This is a genomic window from Vibrio sp. YT-16, from assembly GCF_033337405.1.
GTDB lineage: Bacteria > Pseudomonadota > Gammaproteobacteria > Enterobacterales > Vibrionaceae > Vibrio > Vibrio alginolyticus.
Genome location: NZ_JAWOQQ010000007.1, coordinates 24,443 through 48,290 on the forward strand (window position 1 = coordinate 24,443; position 23,848 = coordinate 48,290).

The window sequence follows — 23,848 nt, forward strand, 5'->3', positions numbered from 1 at the left end:
CCTAGGCTCGTCGGAATGACGGATTCATTCGTTTTTAGAAATAGCGGTGGCCAATCCCAAAGCTCGTCATTCTGAACTGCGAGGGACGGCGTGATTCAGAATCTACCAACAAAAAGTGCAGTGGCAGAGGAGTTTTCTCTGACGTCATAGCATGTCGATATTAGATTCCTGATCTCGCCTAGGCTCGTCGGAATGACGGATTCATTCGTTTTTAGAAATAGCGGTGGCCAATCCCAAAGCTCGTCATTCTGAACAGCGAGGGACGAGCGTGATTCAGAATCTACCAACAAAAAGTGCAGTGGCAGAGGGGATTTTCTCTGGCTTCACAGCACGTTGAGAGTAGATTCCTGATCTCGCTTAGGCTCGTCGGAATGACAGATTCATTCGTTTTTTAGAAAGAACCGAGGCCAATCCCAACGCTCGTCATTCTGAACTGCGAGGGACGGTCGTGATTCAGAATCTACCAACAAAAAGTGCTGTAGCAGAGGGGTTTTCTCTGGCTTCACAGCACGTTGATATTAGATTCCTGATCTCGCCTAGGCTCGTCGGAATGACGAGGTCTTTCTTCTCGCCTTAAACAATAAAGCTTGCGCCTTCTTCTGCACTCGATACGTTTTGGCGGATCACGCTAAACAAGCCTCGTCCCCAAGTTTGTTGGGTCAATTCGGTATCGAAATGAATCAACTCGCGACCAGTGGTATCGCTTAAGTTGTTCAGTTCGCCCGTTTGGCAATCAAGGCGAATCAAATCACCGTTGCGCACTAAACCAATCGCGCCACCACGAATGGCTTCTGGAGAAACGTGAATCGCAGACGGAATTTTACCGGATGCACCAGATAAACGACCGTCCGTCACTAGCGCGACTTTAAAGCCCGCTTTTTGCACGTTCCCTAAAATTGGCATCAGCTTGTGCAGTTCAGGCATGCCATTTGCCGCTGGGCCGTTGTGTGTGACCACAACGATGCAGTCTTTGTTCAGCTCGCCACGTTTGTACGCGGCCTCCACTTCGTGTTGGCATTGGAATACGGTCGCTGGTGCCACAATCACGCGTTGCTCTTCTTTCACCGCAGACACTTTCACCACGGCTTTGCCCAAGTTACCGTGAAGTACGCGAGTGCCGCCGGTGTTTTGGAAAGTGGCGTCTGGTTTGGCGATCACGTCACCGTCTTGGCTGCCTTGGCACGGCGTCCAAGTCAGTTGGCCATCGACAAGGCTCGGCAGCGTCATTTGGTCTTCAAATTCACCAAACACGGGTTTCACATCGCGATGCAAAAGCTCGGATTGGTTCAAGCGGTGCAATAACGCGGGCACGCCCCCCGCGTCTTGGAACGCGTTCATATCGGCTGGGCCGTTCGGGTAAACGCGAGCTAACAAAGGAACCACATCCGACAGATCGCTGATGTCTTGCCAGGTGAGCAAGATGCCAGCAGCACGCGCCACGGCGATCATATGAATGGTGTGATTGGTGCTGCCGCCAGATGCAAGTAGAGCGATGATGCCGTTGACCAAGCTCTTTTCTGTGACCACCTCGGCCAGCGGACGGAAGTGTGCAGAACCCGCCGTCATTGAGGCGATTTTCAGAGCCGAGTGATTGGTTAACGCTTTACGCAGTTGGGTATGGGGATGAATGAATGCTGAACCTGGCAGCATCAAGCCCATGGCTTCGAACACCAACTGGTTGGTATTGGCGGTGCCGTAAAATGTACACGTACCCGCAGAGTGGTAAGCGCGACACTCCATATCCAGCAGAGCGTCTTTGCCGACTTCTCCCGCTGCGTATTTTTGGCGCACGTCGACTTTCTCTTCGTTGCTGATGCCTGTTGCCATCAGACCCGCTGGCACAAACGCCGTTGGTAGGTGTGCGTAAGACAGCGCGCCCATCAGTTGCCCCGGTGCGATTTTGTCACAGATGCCAAGCAGTAATGTGGCATCAAAGACATTGTGACTCAAAGACAACGCCGTTGATTGCGCAATTAAGTCACGCGAAAACAGTGACATATCCATGCCGGCTTGACCTTGAGTCACCCCATCGCACATCGCTGGCACACAACCTGCGACTTGCGCTGTATGGCCGTAGTCCGCCAGCACTTTTTTGATTTGTGCTGGGTAGTCTTGGTACGGCTGGTGGGCGCTCAACATGTCGTTGTAGGCGCTGATCAGCGCGACATTGGCATGAGTAAAATCGAGAATATTTTTCTTTTCAGAAGAGCAAGAAGCGGCGACTGCATGGGCTAAGTTACCACAAGATAAACCAACGCGGCCTTTGCCCGCTTCGGCTTGCACTTCGGTGCGAGCAAGAAACGCAGCGCGCGCTTCACGGCTGCGCTCGGTCAAACGCTGTGTGACCTCAAGAACAACAGAGTGAGTCATTACGCCACCTCGATCGCTTGCATTTTGATTAGCTCAGCGGCAGAGCGTTCCACCACGTCGCTGATGTCTCCGTCGATACTGACGATCAGAGTTTGAGGCTCGTTGTCTGGGCGCTCTAGCGTCTCGAATTGGCTCTTCACCATGTTTTCTTTCATGAAGTGGCCTTTGCGCATACGCATGCGATTAAGGATCAACTCCCTATCGCCATCAAGGAACAGGAAGGTCACGTTGTTGTTGCCTTCGCGGATCTGATCGCGGTAAATCTTTTTCAGTGCTGAACAGACAATAATGCCGTGTTCGTTTTTGCTTTCTAGGCTGTACGCCGCATCACGAATGCGTTCTAGCCATGGCTTGCGATCATCATCGTTCAGAGGCTGGCCCGATGCCATTTTCTGAATGTTCGCTCGTGGATGAAGATCATCACCATCAATGAATTTACGCCCTAGCTTTTTCGCTAGATGCTCACCAATTGTGCTTTTACCACTAGCACAAACGCCCATAACGATGACACTACTACCAGCCATAACTTATCCTCATAACCAAATTTGCGCGTGATCTCAATTTTTGAATTCACTTTAAAATATGGGTTTATCTTATTCATGTTATCGGTAACATGTTACCGGTAACTGAAATAAATGTGAACCATAACACAAACAATAATTCTTAAAGGTGAACCTATGGAGCAATTAACCCAAGCCCCAGATCCTACGTTCCTACTGACGATTGCAGGCCTTGCCATTGCAGCGTTACTCGTTCTTATCATTAAACTGAAAGTCCATGCTTTTGCTTCCCTTACTATGGTGAGTTTAGGTACGGCAATCGCCACTGGCGTTCCTTCAGAGAAAGTCGTATCGACCATGATGGGTGGGTTCGGCGGTACTCTGGCTTCCGTGGCATTGCTGGTTGGTCTTGGTGCGATGATCGGTAAAATTCTTGAAGTGACTGGCGGTGCGAAAGTGCTGGCAGACACTTTGATTGGTCGCTTTGGTAAAGAGCGCGCACCATTTGCTTTGGGCGTCGCTTCATTACTGTTTGGCTTCCCAATCTTCTTCGATGCTGGCCTTGTAGTGATGATGCCTATCATCCTAAGTGTGGCGGCTCGTTTTGGTGGCTCACCAATTAAATACGCGTTGCCAGCAGCCGGTGCTTTTGCGGTTATGCACGCGTTTGTTCCACCACATCCAGGTCCGGTTGCAGCGGCAGAATTCCTTGGCGCAAATATCGGTCTGTTATTGGTGGTGGGTATTCTGGTGGCTATTCCAACTTGGTACCTTGGCGCTTACCTATTTGGTTTGTACGCGGGCAAAAAATTCGATATCCCACTATCTAAAGCCTTCTTTAATGGCGAAGCGATGGTGGATGAGCGCAACGCACCAAAATTTGGCACGGTTATGACCATCCTTGTGCTGCCAGTCCTGCTAATCTGTTTGGATACGGTATTGAACACACTGGCGGTTGCGGGTGTGATTGATGGCAAAACGGCACTGGTTGAGTTCCTACGCATGCTAGGTAAAACACCAGTTGCGTTGCTGATCACTTTGATTGTCTGTCTGGCTGTGTTTGCCAAAGACTACGGCATGGCAAAACTAGAAAAATTATGTGGTGAGTCATTGGCTCCTATCTGTGGTGTTATCCTAGTAACGGGTGCAGGTGGCATGTTTGGCGGCGTACTGCGCTCAAGCGGTATTGGTGATGCACTGGCTGACGTTCTTACAGACACAGGTATGCCTGTGATTGTGGCGGCGTTTGTGATTTCAACCTGTCTGCGTGTTGCTCAAGGCTCGGCAACCGTAGCGCTAACCACCACGGCGGCTCTTATCGCGCCGGTTGTGGCAGCATCAACAGGTTTGAGTGAACTCGACCTTTGCTTTATCGTAATCGCGATTGCGGGTGGTGCAACGGTACTGTCTCACTTCAATGACTCTGGTTTCTGGTTGGTATCTCGTCTCCTTGAGATGGATGAGAAAACCACATTAAAAACTTGGACGGTAATGGAAACGTTACTTGGCGGTATCGCGTTTATTATCGTCGCAACATTAAGCTTTATTCTTTAGAGGTTCCCCATGACAACACTTGAACAACGATTAAGAGAAATCAAAATCGTCCCAGTTATCGCAATCAACGACGTAGCACACGCTCTGCCACTGGCAAAAGTGTTGGTAGAAAACGGTTTACCATGTGCGGAAGTGACATTCCGCACCGAAGCGGCGGCGGAGTCGATTCGCATCATGCGTGAAGCGTACCCAGAACTGTTGATTGGCGCGGGCACCGTTCTGACCACAGAACAAGTGGATATCGCCATCGAAGCGGGCGTGGACTTTATCGTTAGCCCAGGCTTCAACCCAACCACAGTGAAATACTGTCAGCAACGTGGCGTGACTATCGTACCGGGTGTAAACAACCCAAGCTTGGTTGAGCAAGCGATGGAAATGGGTCTGCGTACGTTGAAGTTCTTCCCTGCTGAGCCATCAGGCGGCGTAAACATGCTGAAAGCGCTCACGGCGGTTTACCCAGTGGAATTCATGCCAACAGGTGGCGTAAGCCCATCCAACGTGGAAGATTACCTAGCGCTGAAATCGGTTGTAGCTTGTGGCGGTACTTGGATGGTGCCAACCGCAATGATGGACAACGGCGATTGGGAAGGCATTGCTGAATTGGTTCGCGCAGTTAAGTAAAACGCACAAACGGCTCCGAAATACCCCGAACGTTAGAAAAAGTGATACGAAAAAGGGTCATCAAGTTACTTGATGACCCTTTTGCTTTTTGGAATGAAACGGCTTTAGAAGTGATGCTTCATAAAGCGCTTAATAAAGTGAATGAAATCTGCTTCGGCTAGCTTCGCGCACTTCAATGTTTGGGCGTGAGACAATTCTACATCTCCCAAGCCTTCTGCCATGTTGGTGATCGCACATACTGCCAATACGGGTAAGCCGCAATGCGCCGCAGAAATCACTTCTGGCACGACCGACATACCCACCACATCACCACCGATGATTTGCATCATGCGGATTTCGGCTGCGGTCTCAAAGTTGGGGCCTGTGTAAGAGACAAACACGCCTTCATTGAGGTGAATACCATTGGCTTTGCCAACTTCAAACGCTTCTGCGCGCAGGTCTTTGTCGTACGCATTGGCGAGGCTGAAGAACCTCGGGCCGTACTCTTCATCATTCGGACCGATCATTGGCGATTCAGGCATGGTGTTGATGTGGTCATGAAATACCACCAGAGAGCCGACATCAATACGCTCAGGGCGAAGTGAGCCTGCCGCGTTGGTGACGAGCAGAAACTCACAGCCCAGCTTTTTAAAGGTTCGTACGGGTGTTGTCATGACCTTCATTGAGCCGTGTTCGTAGTAGTGACCGCGACCTTTCATGCACACTACGTCTACGCCGCCCATGGTGCCAAGTACCAACTCACCAGAGTGGCCTTGCACGGTGCTAACCGGAAAGCCTTCGAGCTCTTCGTATGGAATGACCACTTTGTCTTGTAGCTCGTCTGCCAATACGCCTAAGCCTGAGCCTAAAATAAACGCCGCTTTAGGTTGGAAGTTTGGTTTGCGTTCGCGAATGGTTTGTAGCGCGCCGATTACTGGATCGTGATTCATGTTAGTCACCTTCTGGTTGTGTGTTGATTCCATTGTGTGACTTTCTGCGCTGGTTATCTTTGCTTTATTCGCTACTATCATCCTTAAAAAGAGGATGATGAAATTCGCTAGGACTCAATGCATGAAGTCAGAACCATTTGAGCGCGTGACGCTGAAGATGCTGCGTTACTTTTACGAGGTCGCACAAACCAAGCATTTCACTAAGGCGGCCGAGAACCTTAATATCACCAATTCGCCGTTGAGCAATCGCATCAAAGAGTTGGAAGAGGTGCTTAACGTCAAACTGTTTGAGCGTGATTCAAGAAACGTCATGCTAACGGAGGCCGGACGATTGTTGGAGTCCAAATGCCAACTGATTTTTCAGACCTTGGATGTCTCACTCAATCAAGTGCAGCAAGTGGGTTTGAACCAGAGAAATATCTTGCGAGTTGGTGTGGTAAGTAGTGCATTTTGGGGCGGATTTGATCGTTTGTTACAGCGCTTCCATGCTGAGCATAGCACTTATCACGCCGACATTTTTGACCTTAACCCAGAGACGCAAAAGAAGCATCTGAGTGAGAAGAAAATCGACGTGGGCATTGTACGTTTTGCCGATGCACTCAACATTTATCCGTATCAGTCGGTGTCTTTGGGCAAAGATGTGTTTGTGGTGGCGGTGTCGGAGCAACATGAGTTAGTCAGCAAATCTTTGCTGCGGCTCCAAGATTTAAAGGCGTGTGAGTTTGCGTTTATGAGTTTGGCGAATTCTGCCTCGGCAAACTTCATCATCAATGCCTGTCTGCAAGAAGGCTTTTCCCCCCATATTGGCAAACAAGTGGTGGAGCCAAGCACCTTGATGGCGTATGTGGCAAACAGCAATACCGTGACGTTGGTGCCGTCGACGTTTTCTCAGCATCATTGGCATGGGATTCGTTTTATCAAGCTGAAAGAGTCACTGCGTGCAGACTTGTGTCTGATTCATGATGGTAAGCAGGAGAGTGCTATTAAAGCCGAGTTTATTCGCACGTTATTGGAAAATGCGAGTTAAGCATGGGATAACAAAAAAAGGTCACCCTAAGGTGACCTTTTCAAATGATTCGCTGAAATCAGCAATGCGATTAGCGCGTAATTAACGCATCGTTACGAACTCTTCAGAGCCCGTTGGGTGGATAGCCACAACAGAGTCGAAGTCTGCTTTGGTTGCGCCCATCTTCATTGCTACGCCGAAGCCTTGGATCATTTCATCTACCGTGAAACCGATGCCGTGTAGGCCAACAACCGTTTCTTCTTCGCCCGCACATACAAGCTTCATCTTACATGGTTGACGGTGCTTAGTAACAGCGGTGTACATCGCAGTAAAGCCAGATGTGTAGACTTTGATGTTGTCTTTGCCGTACTTCTCTTCTGCTTCTTGCGTTGTTAGACCGATAGTGCCGATTGGTGGGTGGCTAAATACCACAGTTGGTACCAAATCGTAGTCCATCTTCGCGTTTGGTTTGTTGTTGAAAAGACGCTCAGAAAGTTGACGACCCGCTTTCACTGCTACTGGTGTTAGTTCGATACCGCCTTCCATGATGTCACCCACACAGTAGATGCCTTTCACGTTAGTTTCTTGGTATTCGTCTACCTTGATGTAGCCTTTTTCGTTCGTTGCCACGCCGGTTGACGCTAGGTTGATTGCGTCTGTCGCTGGGTGACGACCGATTGCCCAAATCAATTGGTCAACGTTTTGGCTTTCACCGTTTTCTAGGTGCAGAGTTAGGCTGCCATCGGCTTCTTTTACCACTTCTTTTGGTACAGAGTGGGTGTGCAGTTTTGGACCTTCTGCGTCCATCACTTCAACCAACGTATCGATGATCATTGGATCGAAGCTACGTAGTGGTGACTCTTTACGTACGAACAGGTGCGTTTCTGTACCTAGCGCGTGCAGTACGCCAGCAATTTCAACTGCGATGTAGCCTGCGCCCACAACCGCAACGCGTTTTGGTTGCTCTGCTAGGTCGAAGAAGCCGTTTGAATCGATGCCGTATTCAGCGCCTGGAATGTTTGGAATAGTAGGACGACCACCAACCGCGATCAGGATGTGATCTGCTGTGTAGTGTTCACCGTTTACTTCGACAGTTTTTTCGTCAACAAACTTAGCAAAGCCTTTAATCACGTTTACTTTATTGTTGCCAAGAACGCGATCGTAAGATTGGTGAATACGACCAATGTACGCCTGACGGCTCTCAACCAGTTTGCTCCAGTCGAAACCTTTCACGTCGACATCAAAACCGTAATCTTCTGCGTACAGGTTCATTGCTTCTGCGATTTGCGCGCCATGCCACATTACTTTTTTCGGTACACAACCTACGTTGACACAGGTACCGCCAAGGTCTTGAGCTTCGATTAGCGCAACTTTCGCGCCGTACATCGCCGCACGGTTTGCAGATGCGATGCCGCCACTGCCGCCACCGATACAGATATAGTCAAAATGAGTCGCCATTACTTTCTCCAAGAGCTTATAAATTTTATCTGGTACATAGATAGATTGGGATGACCTTGTCCGAACTCAATGCCACCGTTATCCCACTATCATAAATCGAATTCGACTAATTCCTAAATGGGAAAAAGCGACAATACTTATGACAAATAGCGATGAGAGGCACAAAAAGAAGAATAAGCACGACTGGAGGGAGAAGGTGAGAGCATAAAAAAGCGCAACGAGAATATCGTTGCGCTTGAAGATATCGGTACTGAAGTGCTTACTCTGGCACAATCCAGTCCACTTTCCAGTGGCCAGTTGCTGGTGCGATCGCGTCTTGCAGGAATGGCAGAATCTCTTTCATCTGGCTTTCCAGTTTCCACGGTGGGTTAATCACAATCATGCCGGATGCCGTCATGCCGCGCTCGTTGGTATCTGGTGCAACACCTAACTCGATTTGCAGAATTTTACGAATGCCCAGTGCTTCCAAGCCTTCGATCATATCTTCGATGTCGTGGCGGTTTACCACTGGGTACCAAATCGCGTAGATACCGGTTGCCCAACGTTTATGGCTCTGATGAATCGCTCGCACCACATCGCGGTACTCTTTCGCGAGTTCGTATGGTGGGTCAATCAGCACCAAACCACGACGCTCTTGTGGCGGTAAGCTTGCTTTGAGGCGTTGGAATCCGTCTTCTTTGAAGATGCTCACTTGGCGATCACGATGGAATTCTTGCTCTAACAATGGGTGATCGGCCGGGTGCAACTCGGTCAGCACCATGCGATCTTGTGGGCGGATTTGCGCGCGCGCCACACGTGGTGAGCCTGGGTAGTAACGCAGCTTCTCGCCATTGTTGAGCACTTTAATGGCATCGATGTAGCTTTTGATGTCTTCAGGAATGCTTGGGTTATCCCAAATACGTGCGATGCCTTGTTTGTATTCGCCCGTTTTTTCAGACCATTCGTGAGTCAGATCGTAACGGCCCACACCCGAGTGGGTATCGTGATAAACGAATGGTTTATCTTTTTGTTTCAGCGCATCAAGAATGAGGCTTTGAACGATGTGTTTGACCACGTCGGCATGGTTGCCAGCGTGGAAGCTGTGGCGGTAACTTAACAAATTAAACTCTCGAAACACTCTTTGGCTGAGTGTGGTCTGTGATTTTCACTCTATGGCGGTATTATACTCAAGTAACTTAAAGATGTAGAACTTCCAATCAAATCTGTTCCTCTGATAAGGGGACGCTATTGAAATTTCTTTAAGTCACCCACACTTACTATTGGTAATCGAATTGAACTAGGTGAGTTTCTCGCACTCAAAAGGGTGTGAAATTTCATTTAGGTATAACAAGACTCAAGGACAGAGTAGCGCTGGTTGACTATATGATGGTCATCGCGGCATAGAGAAAGGGAACGGAGCTCCCCCAATCCATGTTGCTGGCTCGTCTGTACATTGAGTTGGCCTATCTACACAAAATAGACAGGCAATCACAGAGTCAAAACACAAAAGGAATTATTCATGTCTAATCCTCTTCTGACGTTTACGGACCTACCTCCGTTTTCTCAAATTAAACCAGAACACATCAAGCCTGCCGTTGAGCAAGCGATTGCTGACTGCCGAGCAAAAATCGATGAAGTTCTACAAGACAACGCTCACCCAACTTGGGACAGTGTGATTGCGCCAATTGAAGAAGCGGATGATCGCTTAAGCCGCATCTGGTCGCCAGTGGGTCACATGAACTCGGTAGTGAACAGCGAAGAGCTACGTGAAGCTTACGAAAGTTGCCTACCAATTTTGTCAGAGTACGGCACTTGGGTTGGTCAGCACAAAGGGTTGTACGAAGCGTACAAAACCATCAAAGCGAGCGAAGAATTTGCAACGTTAACTCGTGCCCAGCAGAAAACCATCACTGATGCACTGCGTGATTTCGAGTTATCAGGCATTGGTTTGCCATCCGATGAGCAGCACCGTTACGGCGAGATCAGCAAACGTATGTCTGAGCTGAGCTCTAAATTCTCTAACAATGTGCTGGATGCCACCATGGGTTGGACCAAGCACATCACAGACGAGAAAGACCTAGCAGGTATGCCAGAATCGGCGCTGGCAGCAGCGAAAGCTGCCGCAGAAGCAAAAGAGTTAGATGGTTACCTCATTACGCTAGATATCCCATCTTACCTACCTGTCATGACGTACTGCGATAACCAAGAGTTGCGTAAAGAAGTGTACGAAGCGTACGTGACGCGCGCTTCTGATCGAGGTCCAAACGCAGGCAAATGGGATAACTCAGAAATCATTACTGAGCAGCTAAAACTGCGCCATGAAATTTCACGTATGCTAGGTTTCAATACTTACAGTGAAAAGTCGTTAGCAACAAAGATGGCTGAAACGCCGGATCAAGTGCTGGGCTTCCTGAATGACCTAGCGACACGAGCGAAACCGCAAGGTGAACGTGAAGTCGAAGAGTTACGTCAGTTTGCGAAAAGTGAGTTTGGTGTTGAAGAGCTGAACGTTTGGGATATCGCTTACTACAGCGAGAAACAAAAGCAGCACCTGTTCCAAATTTCGGATGAAGAACTGCGCCCATACTTCCCAGAGTCAAAAGTCGTGAGCGGTCTGTTTGAAGTGCTAAACCGCGTGTTTGGCATGACCGTTACTGAGCGCGAAGGCGTAGACACTTGGCATGAGTCCGTGCGCTTTTTCGATATCTTTGATGCTGAAGGCACACTCCGTGGCAGCTTCTACCTAGATCTCTACGCTCGTGAACACAAACGTGGCGGCGCGTGGATGGATGATTGTCGTGGTCGTCGCGTTACGCTATCTGGCGAGCTGCAAACGCCGGTTGCGTATTTAACGTGTAACTTCAACCGTCCTGTAGGCGACAAACCAGCACTGTTCACGCACGATGAAGTCGTGACGCTATTCCATGAGTTTGGTCATGGAATCCACCACATGTTGACGCAAGTTGATACAGGTGCTGTTTCAGGTATTAATGGCGTGCCTTGGGATGCGGTTGAGCTACCAAGTCAGTTCCTAGAAAACTGGTGTTGGGAAGAGGATGCGCTGGCGTTCATTTCTGGTCACTATGAGACAGGTGAGCCGCTACCGAAAGCGATGCTAGATAAAATGCTCGCAGCGAAAAACTTCCAATCTGCGATGGGTATTTTGCGTCAGCTAGAATTCGGCTTGTTCGACTTCACGCTTCACACTGAATATGACCCAGAAGTGGGTGCGCGTGTACTGGAAACTTTGGCGAAAGTGAAAGAGAAAGTCGCGGTAGTTCCTGCGGTTGAGTGGGCGCGTTTCTCACACAGCTTCGGCCATATTTTTGCTGGTGGCTACAGTGCGGGTTACTACAGCTACCTATGGGCTGAAGTGCTGTCGTCAGACGCGTATTCTCGCTTTGAAGAAGAAGGCATCTTCAACAAAGAGACGGGTCTAAGCTTCCTGAACAACATCCTAGAAATGGGGGGCAGTGAAGAGCCAATGGAGCTGTTCAAGCGCTTCCGCGGCCGCGAGCCACAAATCGATGCACTGTTGCGCCATTCGGGTATTGCGGCGTAAATTGAGCAAAAAACATCAAGGCCAACCGAACGGTTGGCCTTTTTTGTACATTTTTTATAAAAAATTTTACGGATTTACGTTTCGGTTGATCGGGTTCTGCAACGATATCAATGTCTCCGTGGACTGAACCTCATCAATGGCTTGCAGCTTGTCGATCAGTACAAATTGCAGCTCTTCAATCGATTTGCACATCAATTTGACGAATATGTTATACGCGCCCGTGGTGTAGTAAGCTTCAACGACTTCGTCGAGCGCGTTGAGTTTTTCTAACGCGGAGTGGTAATCACGAGCTGCATTGAGGTTAATACCAATAAAGCAGCACACATCGTAGCCAAGCTTTTTAGTATTGATGATCACCTCCGTTCCTTCGATGATGTCCGCCGACTTCATCTTCTCGATACGCACATGGATAGTGGCAGGGCTGACATCGAACTGCTTTGCCATTTCTGCGTAGGGCGTTCTGGCGTCAGCCATCAGTGTTTTTAATATTGCGCGGTCAAGGTCGTCGAGTTTCGGCAGGCTCGCATTCATACTATGATTTCCGTTAGGGATAGAGTTTTACCTCCCTTTTATACTCATAGCGGATAGGATTCACAAGGTTTGGCAGGAGTAACTGCGGGTTAACTCCGAGCTATGGAGATAATGTGCAGCGTTTTCTGGTTATTGCCGCGCTATGTTGGAGCGCGTTTGCTACGGCCTCAGATCCGAAGGTGTTGGTCGTGCACTCCTATCATCAGGGTTTTTTCTGGACGGACTCCATACAGCGAGGCATCGAGCAACAGCTGGGCGATCGAGCGCTGGACATGCGTGTGCTCTATCTAGACTCGAAACGTAACCAGAGTGAGCAGTTTTTTGCACAACTAAAATCCTTATATCTTACGAAGTTACGCAAAGAGCGATTCGATGCCATTTTAGTGAGCGATAACAATGCGCTTGAACTCATGCAGCGTTTAGCCCCAATCATCAAAGACACCCCAGTTATATTTAACGGCATTAATAACTACCATCCTTCTTTACATCGTTCTCTGAATGCAACCGGAGTCATGGAAGATGTCGATTTGGAAGCGAATCTCGCTCTTATTGAGCGCTTACATCCGAACTACACACAAGTTCTCATCGTCAGTGACCACTCGGTGACCGGTGAGGTGTTGCGTTATCAAATCGACAATTTTGTCCTCAAGTTCCCGCAATATCGAGACAAAATCGTACAAGTTGTCCCAGACAGTATCATCGATCTAAAACAACAAGTCGCAAAACTGAGTTCCGATAAAGTCGTCTTGTTCTGGACCTATTACCGAGATAAACAAGGTATGGTTGGCAGCGAGCGTGACTGGGTTGGTGTCAACAAAGTCTCAAACGCGCCGCTGTTTATGGTGCATGACATTGGTTTGGGTCATGGCGCAGTTGGAGGGGTTATTCAAAGTGGTTATCGGCATGGTATTGAGAGCGCAGAGATGCTTGAGTTCGTTTTGGATAACCCTGATCAGCCTCTGCCTGCCGTGAAAAAAAGTGATTCTGAAATAAAGCTCGATTACCAAGCGGTAGCGCGTTGGGGATTGGGGGCTGAACAAGAGGTTTCTGCGGTATTTTTTAATAAGCCAATGAAGCTTTCTGAACGTTTTGCCAAGGAAATTCGCCTGTTTGGTAGCCTGTTTGTGGTGATGTCGGTGGTCATTTTGCTGATGGGTTATTATTTACAGCGGATGCGTCGAAGTGAGAGCGCTGCGCGAGAAAGCCAGGCTATTCTAGAATCGATTTTCGATCAGAGCATGCAGTATATGGGCATTTTGGATGCCAACGGTGTGCTTAAATCGGGCAACGATCACCTTCAATCCTTACTTTATCACCAAGGACTGCGTTTAGACCGACCACTTTGGTTTCACCCCAACTGGAGTGAAAAAGCACAAGCGTTGCTTGAGGAGTATTTCCACGCGCCTCACCATCAAGTGTCGACGTTTGAAGCTGAAATTTGGAGTAAAGAACACGGCGCATTGGTGTTAGAAGTTTCGCTCAAGCCTTTTTCTCAGCAAGTAGGGAATCATAAGCAATACTTGTTTGAAGCGCGCGATATTACCAGTCGTAAATTGATGGAGGACAAGCTCTACCAACGTGAGTCAACCCTACGCAACTATTATGAGCAGCAGCCCGTGATGATGGTGACGCTTGATAGTAATAACCGAATTCAAGAAGTGAATCGATTTGCTCAACTACTTCTTGGCTACAAACCGATGGACATGCTCGGACATCGCCTGAGGGAGTTCTATTTTGATGACAAAGTGCTGTTCCCTCGCCAAGTGTTATTGCAACCCAACCAGCAAGTGCATGGTGTTTGGCGACGTGAAGTCGAGTATCGTCATGCAAATGGTCATCGTGTTTGGGTGCGCGAGAATATTCGTCCGCTGAGTGAATCTGAGCAACTGCTGATTGTGGGCGAAGATATTACCGAAACCAAACTGCTTTCCGAGAAATTGGAATACCAAGCTCGCTATGACTTACTGACGGGGACTTACAACAGAAACCACTTTGAACTAGAGCTTAAGACCGCACTGTGCGAAGTGGACAGCCATCGTCGAGTCCACGCCATGTTGTACCTCGACTTAGATCAACTAAAAGTCCTCAATGATACGGTTGGGCATGATGCAGGTGATGCGGCGATTCAATTCTGCGCAAGTATGCTGGAAGGCGTTCTGCCGTACAATTCCATCTTGGCTCGAATGGGAGGCGATGAGTTTGCGGTGTTACTCAAAGACTGTGACGAATATGGCGCCATCAATATTGCCAAACTGATCATCTCGACACTAAGCGAACACCTCTTTATTTGGGAAGACACACGCCTGTTCATCAGTTGCTCAATTGGTATCCGTATCATCGATCATACCGCTGATACGCCACAAATGGTGCACGCTCAAGCAGACTCTGCTTGTCACGCCGCTAAAGAGCAAGGCCGTAACCGCTATAATCTATTCAGCTTAGATAACGAAGAGTTGCAGCGTCGTCAGATGGAAATGCAGAGCGTCAATTTGGTGCATGAGGCATTGTCGAATCAACGTTTAGAACTGTTTGCTCAACCGATAAAAAGCTTACAAAAGCACGAGACTCAAATGTATTTTGAGATTTTGGTGCGTATTCGCAATGGGTACGGTGATTATGTTTCTCCTGCGCTGTTTATCCCTGCTTCCGAGCGCTACAACATTGCCCATTGGATTGATAAGCAGGTTATTACTCAAACGCTAGAGTGGTTTGAACAGCGTCCTGAGGTGGTTGAACAGCTTGGTCGCTGTTCGATAAACCTTTCAGGCCAATCTATGGGGAATCAAGAGTTTATTGACTTCTTATTGGATCGATTGGAAAGTTCGACTCTGCCGTGTGAAAAAATCTGCTTAGAAATCACCGAGACAGCAGCGATGAGTAATCTGGATCAAGCCATTGAGCTGTTTACCAAGCTAAAGGCTTTGGGTTGCATGATTGCATTGGATGATTTCGGGTCTGGATTGTCTTCATTTGGTTACTTAAAGAAACTTCCTGTCGATATCGTGAAAATTGATGGTCTTTTCGTGCAAGATATCAACGTAAATGAAATGGACCGCGTGATGGTTCGTTCAATCAATGACTTGGCGAAACAGCTCGGCAAAGTGACGGTGGCGGAGTTTGTCGAAAATGACCAGGTCATGCAGCATTTGATAGACCTCGGTGTGGACTACGGCCAAGGCTACGGTATTGGCCATCCTAAGCCGCTTTCTGAGCTAGTGGAGCAACTGATGGCTGTATAACCTCTGCGTAGCAAGCTCAACCTAGCATTAATAGGTAACTTAGGTATACACTCAGCGCCAGTTACCTCGATTTTTATTGGAGCCTCCTTTTGCAACTGCAATTGATCTGTGAAAACCCGTCTCAACAATCTCATCTTGATGAACTCGCTGCGCGTTGGCAGCTCTCACACACTGACGATAGCGATTTTGCTTTGGTGCTAACCACCGAGCGTTTGGAGCTACGTAAAGTGGATGAGCCAAAGCTGGGTGCAATCTTTGTGGATTTGATTGGTGGTGCGGTAGGTCATCGTCGCAAGTTCGGTGGTGGTAAAGGCCAAGCAATTGCGAAAGCGGCGGGGTTGAACAAAGGGGCAACGCCAACCGTGTTAGACGGCACGGCAGGTCTTGGTCGTGATGCGTTTGTGCTCGCCTCGCTAGGTTGTAAAGTGCAGATGGTCGAGCGTCATCCAGTCGTAGCGGCTTTGTTAGATGATGGCTTGGATCGAGCGAAACAAGACCCAGAAATCGGCACCTGGGTATCTGAGCGCATGTCGCTAATCCATGCCTCTAGCCATGATGCGCTGGAACAATTGGCGCAAGATAAAGACTTTGTCCAGCCAGATGTGGTGTATCTTGACCCGATGTATCCGCACCCAGAAAATAAAAAGAAGTCGGCGCTCGTGAAAAAAGAAATGCGCGTTTTCCAATCGTTGGTTGGCGCCGATTTGGACGCCGATGGCTTACTAGAACCAGCCATGGCGTTAGCCACAAAGCGTGTAGTAGTTAAACGCCCAGATTATGCTAACTGGCTGAACGAGAAAAAACCGACCATGGCGATTGAAACGAAAAAAAATCGCTTCGATGTCTATGTTAAAGCATCGATGGCATAACTTCCTGACGGCTCAACTTTTCTTGTCACAGTACGGTGTGTCGTGCTGTGACTCAGCCTCTCTTTCCTCGTCTCTATTGATAGTTTTCTCTTGCTAATTCCCTTCCCTGACTGTATATCTAACTAAGAATTATTATTATTTCACTTGTTGTGATGCGGTCGATAACTGGGAAGCTGGAGTAGTAGAATGGCTAAACGTTTATGTAAAATGAGTCGCAAACAGATCGCGGCAGAACTTGGTGATATCCATCGTTTAGTTGTCGCACCAAAATTCGTTTGTCGTTCTTGCGCACGCTCTTCATCGGCCAAAGATACCCTTTGTAAGCCAGCCGCAATTCCTCCACAAAAATGCCAAGACAAGCCATTGAGTGAGCAACAAGCATGTGGCTTATTGGTTGAAGCTCTGCCAGCACAAGCGATTCCAGTGATCACTAAACAAAGCAACGAAAAAGCCGCGATTGTGAGGCGTGTTGTTGAGCGTGTGAAAGAGAAAAAACAAGCCGAAAAATCTCCGGAGCCAGTAAGAGCCGACGCACCAGTATGGTTTGATTTAGCGGATAAAAAATCGCTCAAGAAAGCGAAAAAAGCACTGAAAAAGCACTATAAGCAGCAAAAGAAGTTGCTAAAAGTGGCGAAAAAACAACAAAAGTTACTTAAGCGTCAGCGTAAACTGGAAGCGCGTAATGCGAAACTAGAAGTGTTGCTGCCAACGCCACCTAATGCTTTGATGAACGCAATCTCACAAGCCAAAGTGCATTAATCAAATAAAAAAACGCTCTCCAGTCGGAGAGCGTTTTTTATTGTCGAAATGTTTATAGGATTAGCTGCGTTACTTATTGGCGTAGCTCATCTCTACGCGCTTTTTCACCCAGGTTTCGTTAATCCATAGGGATAGCATGATGATCGCACCGCCAATGGCGAGTCGCATGACATCAACATCGCGGTTCCAAATCACAATGTTTACAATCAAGCCCGCCGGAACCAATGCATTGTTCATTACTGCCAGTGCACCTGCGTTCACCATAGTCGCGCCTTTGTTCCAAGCAAAGTAACCAAAACCAGAAGCAATCAACCCAAGGTATGTCAGAATGCCCCATTGTGTTGCAGTGGTAGGTAGTTTGTCGAGGTTACCCATGAGCGCGAAAGCCACGGTTGCTACACAAAGTGCACCTAAGTAGAAGTAGCCAAACACGGTGTGTTGTGGCAAATCGACGGGTTCACTCTCCATGATATATTTGTAGCCCACCTGACCGATGGCAAAGCAGAGGTTTGCTCCTTGTACGACCAAAAAGCCCAGTAGGAAATCTTCATTAATGCCTGCAAATTTAATCCAGGCGGCACCAAATACGGCTATTGCAGCGGTAACTAAGTACCAAGGTGAAAAGCGACCTTTCAAGAAGTCATAGATTAGCGTGACGTAAATGGGTGTGAATACGGTGAACAGCAATACTTCTGGCACGGAAAGGAGCAAAAAAGATTGGTAGTAGAAGCAATACATCAAGCCGAGCTGGAAGCCACCGACGGTCATCAGTTTCGCGATCAGGGGTTTGCTAACGCCACGGAATTTCAAAAAGGGAATGAAAACCAGGCTCGCCAGTGCCACGCGCATGAACACCGAGAACCAAGAATCAACCTGACCGGCGAGGTAAACGCCGATCAGGCTAAATGAGAATGCCCAAAGTAGGGTAACTGCGGATAGATAAGCCATGGATGAGAATCTTTATCAACAACAAATGTGCCCGCAGTCTAACCAAGTTTTATCGCTGCGCCAATCAGTCTTTTAGCGGTACGACCAGCATATCGACTGGTGAGCAGTTAATCAGCTGTCGAGTCGAAGATAGAATCTTGCTCCAGAAATCTTGGTGATGACCACAAACCACCAAATCAATACTGTAATCTTGAATGGTATCGCACAGCTCATTACTCAAATCGCCACTACCGACTAAAGTATGGGCAATTGGGTATTGCGCATATTCAGCGAAGTTTGCCAATTGTGTGCGCGATGCTTCCATTGCTTGATGTTGCGCTTCTGCCATATTGATATCGATAAGCCCGGTGTAGAGTTCTGCGTAGTTCACGTCGATGTGAATAAAAGAGACTTTCGCATCCAGAGGTTTAGCCAGTGATACGGCTTTCTTAATCAACACTTTACTGTCGTCTGAAAGGTCGACTGCCACAAGTATGTGTTTGTAACTCATATTGCTATCTCCTTGTAAGGTCATAGTTTTAGATTAGCACCAACCCCAAAAAAAATTTGCTGAAGTGATCTCATATCGGTGCCGTAGGTACAAAGTCTTGTCTCAGTAATCATGTTATAGTGGCGTTATACCCAAGTGACTTTGATATGCTGAAATAAGCGTAGTGTTATTGACTAGAATTGAAGTGAAACTTCGCCGTGTCTGCCAGACCAAGCTATTCTCGCAGCGTCACTTATTTCGAGGTTACTTGGGTATATTGCATGCACAATAATAGGAGTTAACATGCTGTCTCAAACTATGGTCGAACAATTGAATGAGCAAATTAACCTAGAATTTTTCTCATCCAATCTATACTTACAAATGAGTGCTTGGTGTGAAGACAAAGGTTTTGAAGGTGCGGCTGAATTTTTACGCGCTCACGCCGTAGAAGAAATGGAGCACATGCAACGCCTATTCACTTACGTGAGTGAAACTGGCTCAATGCCAATCTTAGGCGCTATTGATGCGCCAAAGCATGACTTTGCGAGCCTAGGTGACGTTTTCCGCGAGACATTTGAACATGAGCAAATGATCACGGAAAAAATCAACAAACTGGCGCACGTTGCATTTACTAGCCAAGACTACTCAACGTTTAACTTCCTACAGTGGTACGTGTCAGAACAGCACGAAGAAGAGAAGTTGTTTAAAGGGATTTTAGATAAGATCGAACTGGTAGGTGAAGACGGTAAAGCGTTGTTCTTCATCGACAAAGATCTAGCACAAATGGCGAAAGAAGGTTCATCTTCAATCATGGATGCTCCAGCTGCGTAAACGCGTTTTGGGACGTTGTAAGTAGCGGGTAAAGACGAAGTCTTGGTCGTCTTTTTCTCTTGAGCATTGTTGAAGATGTAGGGAGGAAAAGATGATCAGTGGAGACACAATCTTATTTGCGCTAATGGTGGTAACTGGAGTTAATATGGTCCGGTATCTCACCGCTCTTCGTTCTCTAATTTATATCATGCGTGAAGCGCATCCGCTGTTATATCAGCAAGTTGATGGTAATGGTTTTTTTACCACTCATGGAAATGTCACCAAGCAGGTGAGGTTGTATCACTACATTAAAAGTAAAGAATATCATCATCACCACGATGAAATTTTTACTGGTAAGTGTGAAAGAGTGCGTGAATTGTTTGTTCTATCGACCGCGTTGCTCGGCGTGACGCTACTTGCGGCCTTCATTCTCTAAGAGTCAATAATCCAGAAGTTGTTCTGTCTGAGATTTTGCGGACATACAGAGCGCTTAGAGTTTAAGCGCTTTTCCCTTTCGGTATTTGTCGGTAGAATGTCGCGCCTAGAAAGCAAGGATGTGCAATGTGCACATCCTTTTTTATTTTGATTCGATACCAATCAGTCTAAGAGCTACCGATGAGTAAGAAATTTGATGTTGTTGTAATTGGCGCAGGCGCAGCAGGTTTAATGTGTGCTGCAGAAGCAGGCAAGCGAGGCCGCCGTGTTTTGGTGCTCGATCATGCTAAAAAGCCAGGACGTAAAATCCTTATCTCGGGCGGTGGTCGTTGTAACTTCACTAACTACGACGTTTCAGCTAATCACTATTTGTGTCAAAACCCGCACTTTGTTAAGTCGGCGCTCTCCCAATACACTAACTGGGATTTTATCTCGATGGTGTGTAAACATGGCATTGAGTTCGAAGAGCGTGATCACGGCCAGTTGTTTTGTGTCGATGCATTTACGGCCAAAGATATCGTGAAGATGTTGTTAGCTGAGTGTGACATGCCGAACATCGAGCAGCGTTACCAATGCGATGTTCATTCGATTGAAAAAATTGATGAAGGCTTTCGTTTGCATGCTGGCACTGAGATTGTCGAATGTGAGTCTTTAGTTATCGCAACAGGTGGCTTGTCGATGCCAAAACTGGGAGCGACACCATTTGGTTATAAAGTCGCGGAACAATTTGGTCTTCGAGTTATCCCAACCACGGCAGGTCTTGTACCATTTACTCTGCATAAAGAAGACAAAGAAGACTTTGCTGAGTTATCTGGTATCGCGGTACCTGCGGAAATTACGGCTGAAGATGGCACCATGTTCAAAGAAGCCCTGTTGTTCACACATCGTGGGTTATCTGGTCCAGCAGTGTTACAGATTTCTTCATTCTGGCGGGCCGGACAAAAGGTGTTGATCAATCTTGTGCCAAACGATGATGTTGCTGAGTTATTAGAACGCAGTCGTGAGAAGCATCCAAATCAGTCACTCAAGAATACGCTTGCCAAAGTGCTGCCTAAGCGTCTGGTTGAAGTCTTAATTGAACATAAAGAGCTAGTCGATAAACCGCTAAAACAGTTCAATCAAAAGGAGCTTGCGGCGATTGTGGAGCGTCTAGAGCATTGGGATATCGCCCCGAATGGCACTGAAGGCTACCGAACCGCGGAAGTGACACTCGGCGGTGTCGATACTGATCACTTATCCTCGAAAACCATGGAATGCAAAGACATTAAAGGGCTTTATTTTATTGGTGAAGTGATGGATGTGACTGGTTGGCTAGGGGGCTACAATTTTCAGTGGTGCTGGTCGAGCGGCTTTGTTGCGGGGCAGTGGGTTTAATCAAACACCAAACGCAGCCTAACTGCATAAAAGATAAGATACAAAAAGAGCACTGAATAAAAGTCAGTGCTCTTTTTGTATTCCCATAGCGAGTTACTCGTCTTGATACTTTTCGAGTTTGTTATAGAGCGTTTTCACGCTAATGCCTAACTCCTGCGCTGATTCCGTTTTATTGCCTTGATTCTCTTCAAGGGTATTGAGAATGGCGGCTTTTTCTAGCTCTTCTAGCGAAACGCCCGCCGGAACAAGGTCTTCGATGCTGGTGCCTGTTTCCAATGGTGGTGTGTCGAAGATCAGGTGTTCATCTCGGATGGTGTCATCAGCCAAAATAAATGCACGCTCGATCGTGTGTTTGAGCTCACGGACATTACCTGGCCAGTCGTGTGCAGCGATTTTTTGGATCGCAGAGTCAAGAATCGTTTTGGTTTTTGCCTCATTGGCGTTGCGGTGCGCAATAAAGTGCTTGGCCAGACCGACGATATCACCGCCTCGCTCTCGCAGTGGCGGTATCGTTAATGGGAAATGCGATAACCGGAAAAACAGATCTTCACGCAGGAACTGCTCCTCAATGGCGATTTTAGGATCACGGTTTGTAGCAGCAATGATGCGAGTATTAGCGATATGAACTGTATTACTGCCAACTGGGCGATACTCTCCGGTTTCTAGCACCCGCAATAGCTTCACTTGATGCTCGATAGGCATCTCGGTGATTTCATCTAAAAATAGGGTGCCGCCCTCTGCCTGCTTAAATACACCTTGGTGAGTTTTATTTGCTCCGGTAAAAGCGCCTTTCTCATGGCCAAACAGTTCACTATCAACCAATTCAGGGCTAATGGCACCACAGTTAATCGCTATAAAGGGCTGTTGTTTACGCTCACTCGCTAAGTGGATGGTCTGCGCCACCAGTTCTTTGCCTGATCCACTTTCACCGACAATAAGGACGTTGGCTTCTGTTTTAGCAACGCGCCTGATCATACGATAGAGCTGATGCATCGGAGAGGAAGAGCCGACCAAAAGACCAAATTGGTCAAGATCGCTGGTGGACACTTTACGCCCTTGATCTTGTTTGTGTTGATAGTATTGGCTGACTTCGCTCAGGGTGTCCGTCAGAATGGCAATATCAACGGGCTTTCTGTAATGAAAAATAGCACCCAAGTTCATCAGCTTATCCAAGTTCTCGTTTGGAGCGCCTGAGCTAATGATGATCAAGTCCATATCGTAGATGTCTTCGATATTAGAAAGACGTTGATAATCTGCACTAGTAAAGTGGGCGACTTCAACAATCGCAACTTCCGGTTTGAGTTGTAGGAAATCTTCAATCCATTGGTCTGCGGCATCGATGTCATGCAGACGAAATTTGTTCAGTTCCTGGCAAGAAGCGATGGCATTTTTAAGTGATGGATCTTGTATTCTTAGAAACAGGCTTGGCATCGACATAGAAATGTCCTCTTTACTATGACAGAAACAATGTACGTGGATTATTCTCACTTCACAAGACAAAATATTGTCAGCATAGATTTAAGGATTTGTTCGGTATTTTTATGTTGTTAGCCCCTTTTTGATATATATCGGTGAGAGCCATCAGTAGATATTTCCTTTTGTTCAGATTTTTATTTTTTAAATAATAATTTTGCTATTAATTGATTCTGGAGAAATAGCCTTTCTGTTTTATCAGGTTATTTCGGCACAAGTGACGGAGGCTTTATCACCGATTAAAAATTACATTTTTTACGTGTAAATAATTCATGCTTATACTTTATTGCTCATCTCATTTTTACCTCTTTTCTTTATTAGTTAATTAAAAACAATAAGTTATAAAGTTGGCACATGGTTTGCTCCTAGGGAAGTGCAACGTCAATAAAGGAGAATTACCATGAATAACATCGCAGCTAAAATTGTACTTACGTCAGTTCTTGCTACTTCATCTACAGCAGTCTTAGCGAGTGATAAATGGGAAAAAGAATCCATGGACGCTTGGCTAGATGGTAAAGCTGAAACCACGCTACTGCTAAACAGCAATCTCAACTCTTTTGATATCAATACCGATGTTGAGAATCAGGTCGTTACCCTTTCTGGTTCGGTAAACAATGATCTTGAAAAATCACTTGCCGAAGAGCTTGTTACTGGTCTTGATGGTGTGAAAAAAGTAAACAACGAATTGTCAGTAGTGAATGAAGGCAAGAAAGAAACTGATTCAGAAGCTTTAGCTACACTGACCGATTCTAAAATCACGACTATAGTTAAAACGCGCCTACTAATGGATACCAATGTGAGTGGCACGGATATTGATGTAACGACAGAACACAAAACGGTAACGTTGGCAGGTAAAGTTAATTCAGATGCGGAGCATGATCTTGCAATTTCAATTGCAAATAACACCAATGACGTAAATAAGGTGATTGATAAGCTAGAAGTGGTTCAATAATAGCGAGCCG

The 23,848-nt window shown here is 47.1% G+C and carries 20 protein-coding genes; 11 read left to right on the forward strand and 9 right to left on the reverse strand.

Features of this window, described 5'->3' with window-relative positions; translation table 11 throughout:
• Nucleotides 1-573: 573 nt before the first annotated feature.
• Complete coding sequence (gene edd / locus R7F07_RS13285; RefSeq protein ID WP_171343023.1) at nucleotides 574-2,370, reverse strand: phosphogluconate dehydratase; 1,797 nt, start codon at nucleotides 2,368-2,370, stop codon at nucleotides 574-576.
• The gene (locus tag R7F07_RS13290; protein WP_005379140.1) at nucleotides 2,370-2,894 is read right to left on the reverse strand and encodes a gluconokinase; all 525 of its coding nucleotides are present in this window, start codon (nucleotides 2,892-2,894) and stop codon (nucleotides 2,370-2,372) included. The genes edd and R7F07_RS13290 overlap by 1 nt, the downstream gene beginning before the upstream one ends.
• A 153-nt stretch (nucleotides 2,895-3,047) precedes the next feature.
• Between R7F07_RS13290 and R7F07_RS13295 the strand changes: the two genes are divergently transcribed.
• Nucleotides 3,048-4,424, forward strand: coding sequence for a GntP family permease (locus R7F07_RS13295; protein WP_012841240.1), 1,377 nt, complete (start codon nucleotides 3,048-3,050; stop codon nucleotides 4,422-4,424).
• A 9-nt stretch (nucleotides 4,425-4,433) separates the two neighbouring features.
• Nucleotides 4,434-5,045: a bifunctional 4-hydroxy-2-oxoglutarate aldolase/2-dehydro-3-deoxy-phosphogluconate aldolase gene (locus tag R7F07_RS13300; RefSeq protein ID WP_005394384.1), complete on the forward strand. Its 612-nt coding sequence runs from the start codon at nucleotides 4,434-4,436 to the stop codon at nucleotides 5,043-5,045.
• Nucleotides 5,046-5,149: 104 nt separating this feature from the next.
• Here the strand turns inward: R7F07_RS13300 and xapA are convergent, their stop codons facing one another.
• Entirely contained in the window at nucleotides 5,150-5,974 is an 825-nt protein-coding gene (gene xapA / locus R7F07_RS13305; protein WP_005394385.1) for a xanthosine phosphorylase, read from the reverse strand.
• Nucleotides 5,975-6,095: 121 nt separating this feature from the next.
• On the opposite strand from xapA, the gene R7F07_RS13310 reads away from it, so the two are divergent.
• Nucleotides 6,096-7,001, forward strand: a complete 906-nt coding sequence (locus R7F07_RS13310) for a LysR family transcriptional regulator (RefSeq protein WP_165439092.1) — start codon at nucleotides 6,096-6,098, stop codon at nucleotides 6,999-7,001.
• A gap of 81 nt (nucleotides 7,002-7,082) precedes the next feature.
• On the opposite strand, the gene gorA is transcribed toward R7F07_RS13310, so the two are convergent.
• Both gorA and R7F07_RS13320 read right to left on the reverse strand, forming a co-directional pair.
• The gene (gene gorA / locus R7F07_RS13315; RefSeq protein ID WP_005379157.1) at nucleotides 7,083-8,438 is read right to left on the reverse strand and encodes a glutathione-disulfide reductase; all 1,356 of its coding nucleotides are present in this window, start codon (nucleotides 8,436-8,438) and stop codon (nucleotides 7,083-7,085) included.
• A gap of 259 nt (nucleotides 8,439-8,697) precedes the next feature.
• Entirely contained in the window at nucleotides 8,698-9,537 is an 840-nt protein-coding gene (locus tag R7F07_RS13320) for a 23S rRNA (adenine(2030)-N(6))-methyltransferase RlmJ (protein ID WP_005379158.1), read from the reverse strand.
• A 399-nt stretch (nucleotides 9,538-9,936) separates the two neighbouring features.
• Between R7F07_RS13320 and prlC the strand changes: the two genes are divergently transcribed.
• Entirely contained in the window at nucleotides 9,937-11,979 is a 2,043-nt protein-coding gene (gene prlC, locus R7F07_RS13325; protein WP_017635033.1) for an oligopeptidase A, read from the forward strand.
• Between the two features lie 66 nt (nucleotides 11,980-12,045).
• Here prlC and asnC read toward each other — a convergent pair whose 3' ends face one another.
• Complete coding sequence (gene asnC, locus R7F07_RS13330; RefSeq protein WP_005389595.1) at nucleotides 12,046-12,510, reverse strand: transcriptional regulator AsnC; 465 nt, start codon at nucleotides 12,508-12,510, stop codon at nucleotides 12,046-12,048.
• Between the two features lie 113 nt (nucleotides 12,511-12,623).
• Here asnC and R7F07_RS13335 point away from each other — a divergent pair, with 113 nt between their 5' ends.
• From R7F07_RS13335 to R7F07_RS13345, 3 genes are all read left to right on the forward strand, one after another.
• Nucleotides 12,624-15,749, forward strand: coding sequence for an EAL domain-containing protein (locus tag R7F07_RS13335; protein ID WP_064353510.1), 3,126 nt, complete (start codon nucleotides 12,624-12,626; stop codon nucleotides 15,747-15,749).
• Nucleotides 15,750-15,838: 89 nt separating this feature from the next.
• On the forward strand, nucleotides 15,839-16,618 hold the full coding sequence (locus R7F07_RS13340) for a class I SAM-dependent methyltransferase (protein ID WP_005379162.1): 780 nt from the start codon (nucleotides 15,839-15,841) through the stop codon (nucleotides 16,616-16,618).
• Between the two features lie 186 nt (nucleotides 16,619-16,804).
• Nucleotides 16,805-17,377, forward strand: coding sequence for a hypothetical protein (locus R7F07_RS13345; protein ID WP_318110521.1), 573 nt, complete (start codon nucleotides 16,805-16,807; stop codon nucleotides 17,375-17,377).
• 69 nt (nucleotides 17,378-17,446) lie between these two features.
• Here R7F07_RS13345 and R7F07_RS13350 read toward each other — a convergent pair whose 3' ends face one another.
• Nucleotides 17,447-18,325 (reverse strand): carboxylate/amino acid/amine transporter, encoded by an 879-nt coding sequence (locus R7F07_RS13350; RefSeq protein ID WP_017635030.1) that lies wholly within the window; start codon nucleotides 18,323-18,325, stop codon nucleotides 17,447-17,449.
• Nucleotides 18,326-18,389: 64 nt separating this feature from the next.
• Complete coding sequence (gene uspA, locus R7F07_RS13355; RefSeq protein WP_005379165.1) at nucleotides 18,390-18,815, reverse strand: universal stress protein UspA; 426 nt, start codon at nucleotides 18,813-18,815, stop codon at nucleotides 18,390-18,392.
• A gap of 282 nt (nucleotides 18,816-19,097) precedes the next feature.
• Between uspA and ftnA the strand changes: the two genes are divergently transcribed.
• The 3 genes from ftnA (at nucleotide 19,098) to R7F07_RS13370 (ending at nucleotide 21,413) form a co-directional block, all read left to right on the forward strand.
• On the forward strand, nucleotides 19,098-19,625 hold the full coding sequence (ftnA, locus tag R7F07_RS13360) for a non-heme ferritin (protein ID WP_005379167.1): 528 nt from the start codon (nucleotides 19,098-19,100) through the stop codon (nucleotides 19,623-19,625).
• Between the two features lie 91 nt (nucleotides 19,626-19,716).
• Nucleotides 19,717-20,040: a universal stress protein UspB gene (gene uspB / locus R7F07_RS13365; protein ID WP_005379169.1), complete on the forward strand. Its 324-nt coding sequence runs from the start codon at nucleotides 19,717-19,719 to the stop codon at nucleotides 20,038-20,040.
• Nucleotides 20,041-20,219: 179 nt separating this feature from the next.
• Nucleotides 20,220-21,413, forward strand: a complete 1,194-nt coding sequence (locus R7F07_RS13370; RefSeq protein WP_318110522.1) for an NAD(P)/FAD-dependent oxidoreductase — start codon at nucleotides 20,220-20,222, stop codon at nucleotides 21,411-21,413.
• A 93-nt stretch (nucleotides 21,414-21,506) separates the two neighbouring features.
• Here the strand turns inward: R7F07_RS13370 and R7F07_RS13375 are convergent, their stop codons facing one another.
• Entirely contained in the window at nucleotides 21,507-22,850 is a 1,344-nt protein-coding gene (locus R7F07_RS13375; RefSeq protein ID WP_005382945.1) for a sigma-54 interaction domain-containing protein, read from the reverse strand.
• A 436-nt stretch (nucleotides 22,851-23,286) separates the two neighbouring features.
• Between R7F07_RS13375 and R7F07_RS13380 the strand changes: the two genes are divergently transcribed.
• Entirely contained in the window at nucleotides 23,287-23,838 is a 552-nt protein-coding gene (locus tag R7F07_RS13380) for a BON domain-containing protein (protein WP_047103707.1), read from the forward strand.
• The last annotated feature ends 10 nt before the right edge of the window (nucleotides 23,839-23,848 follow it).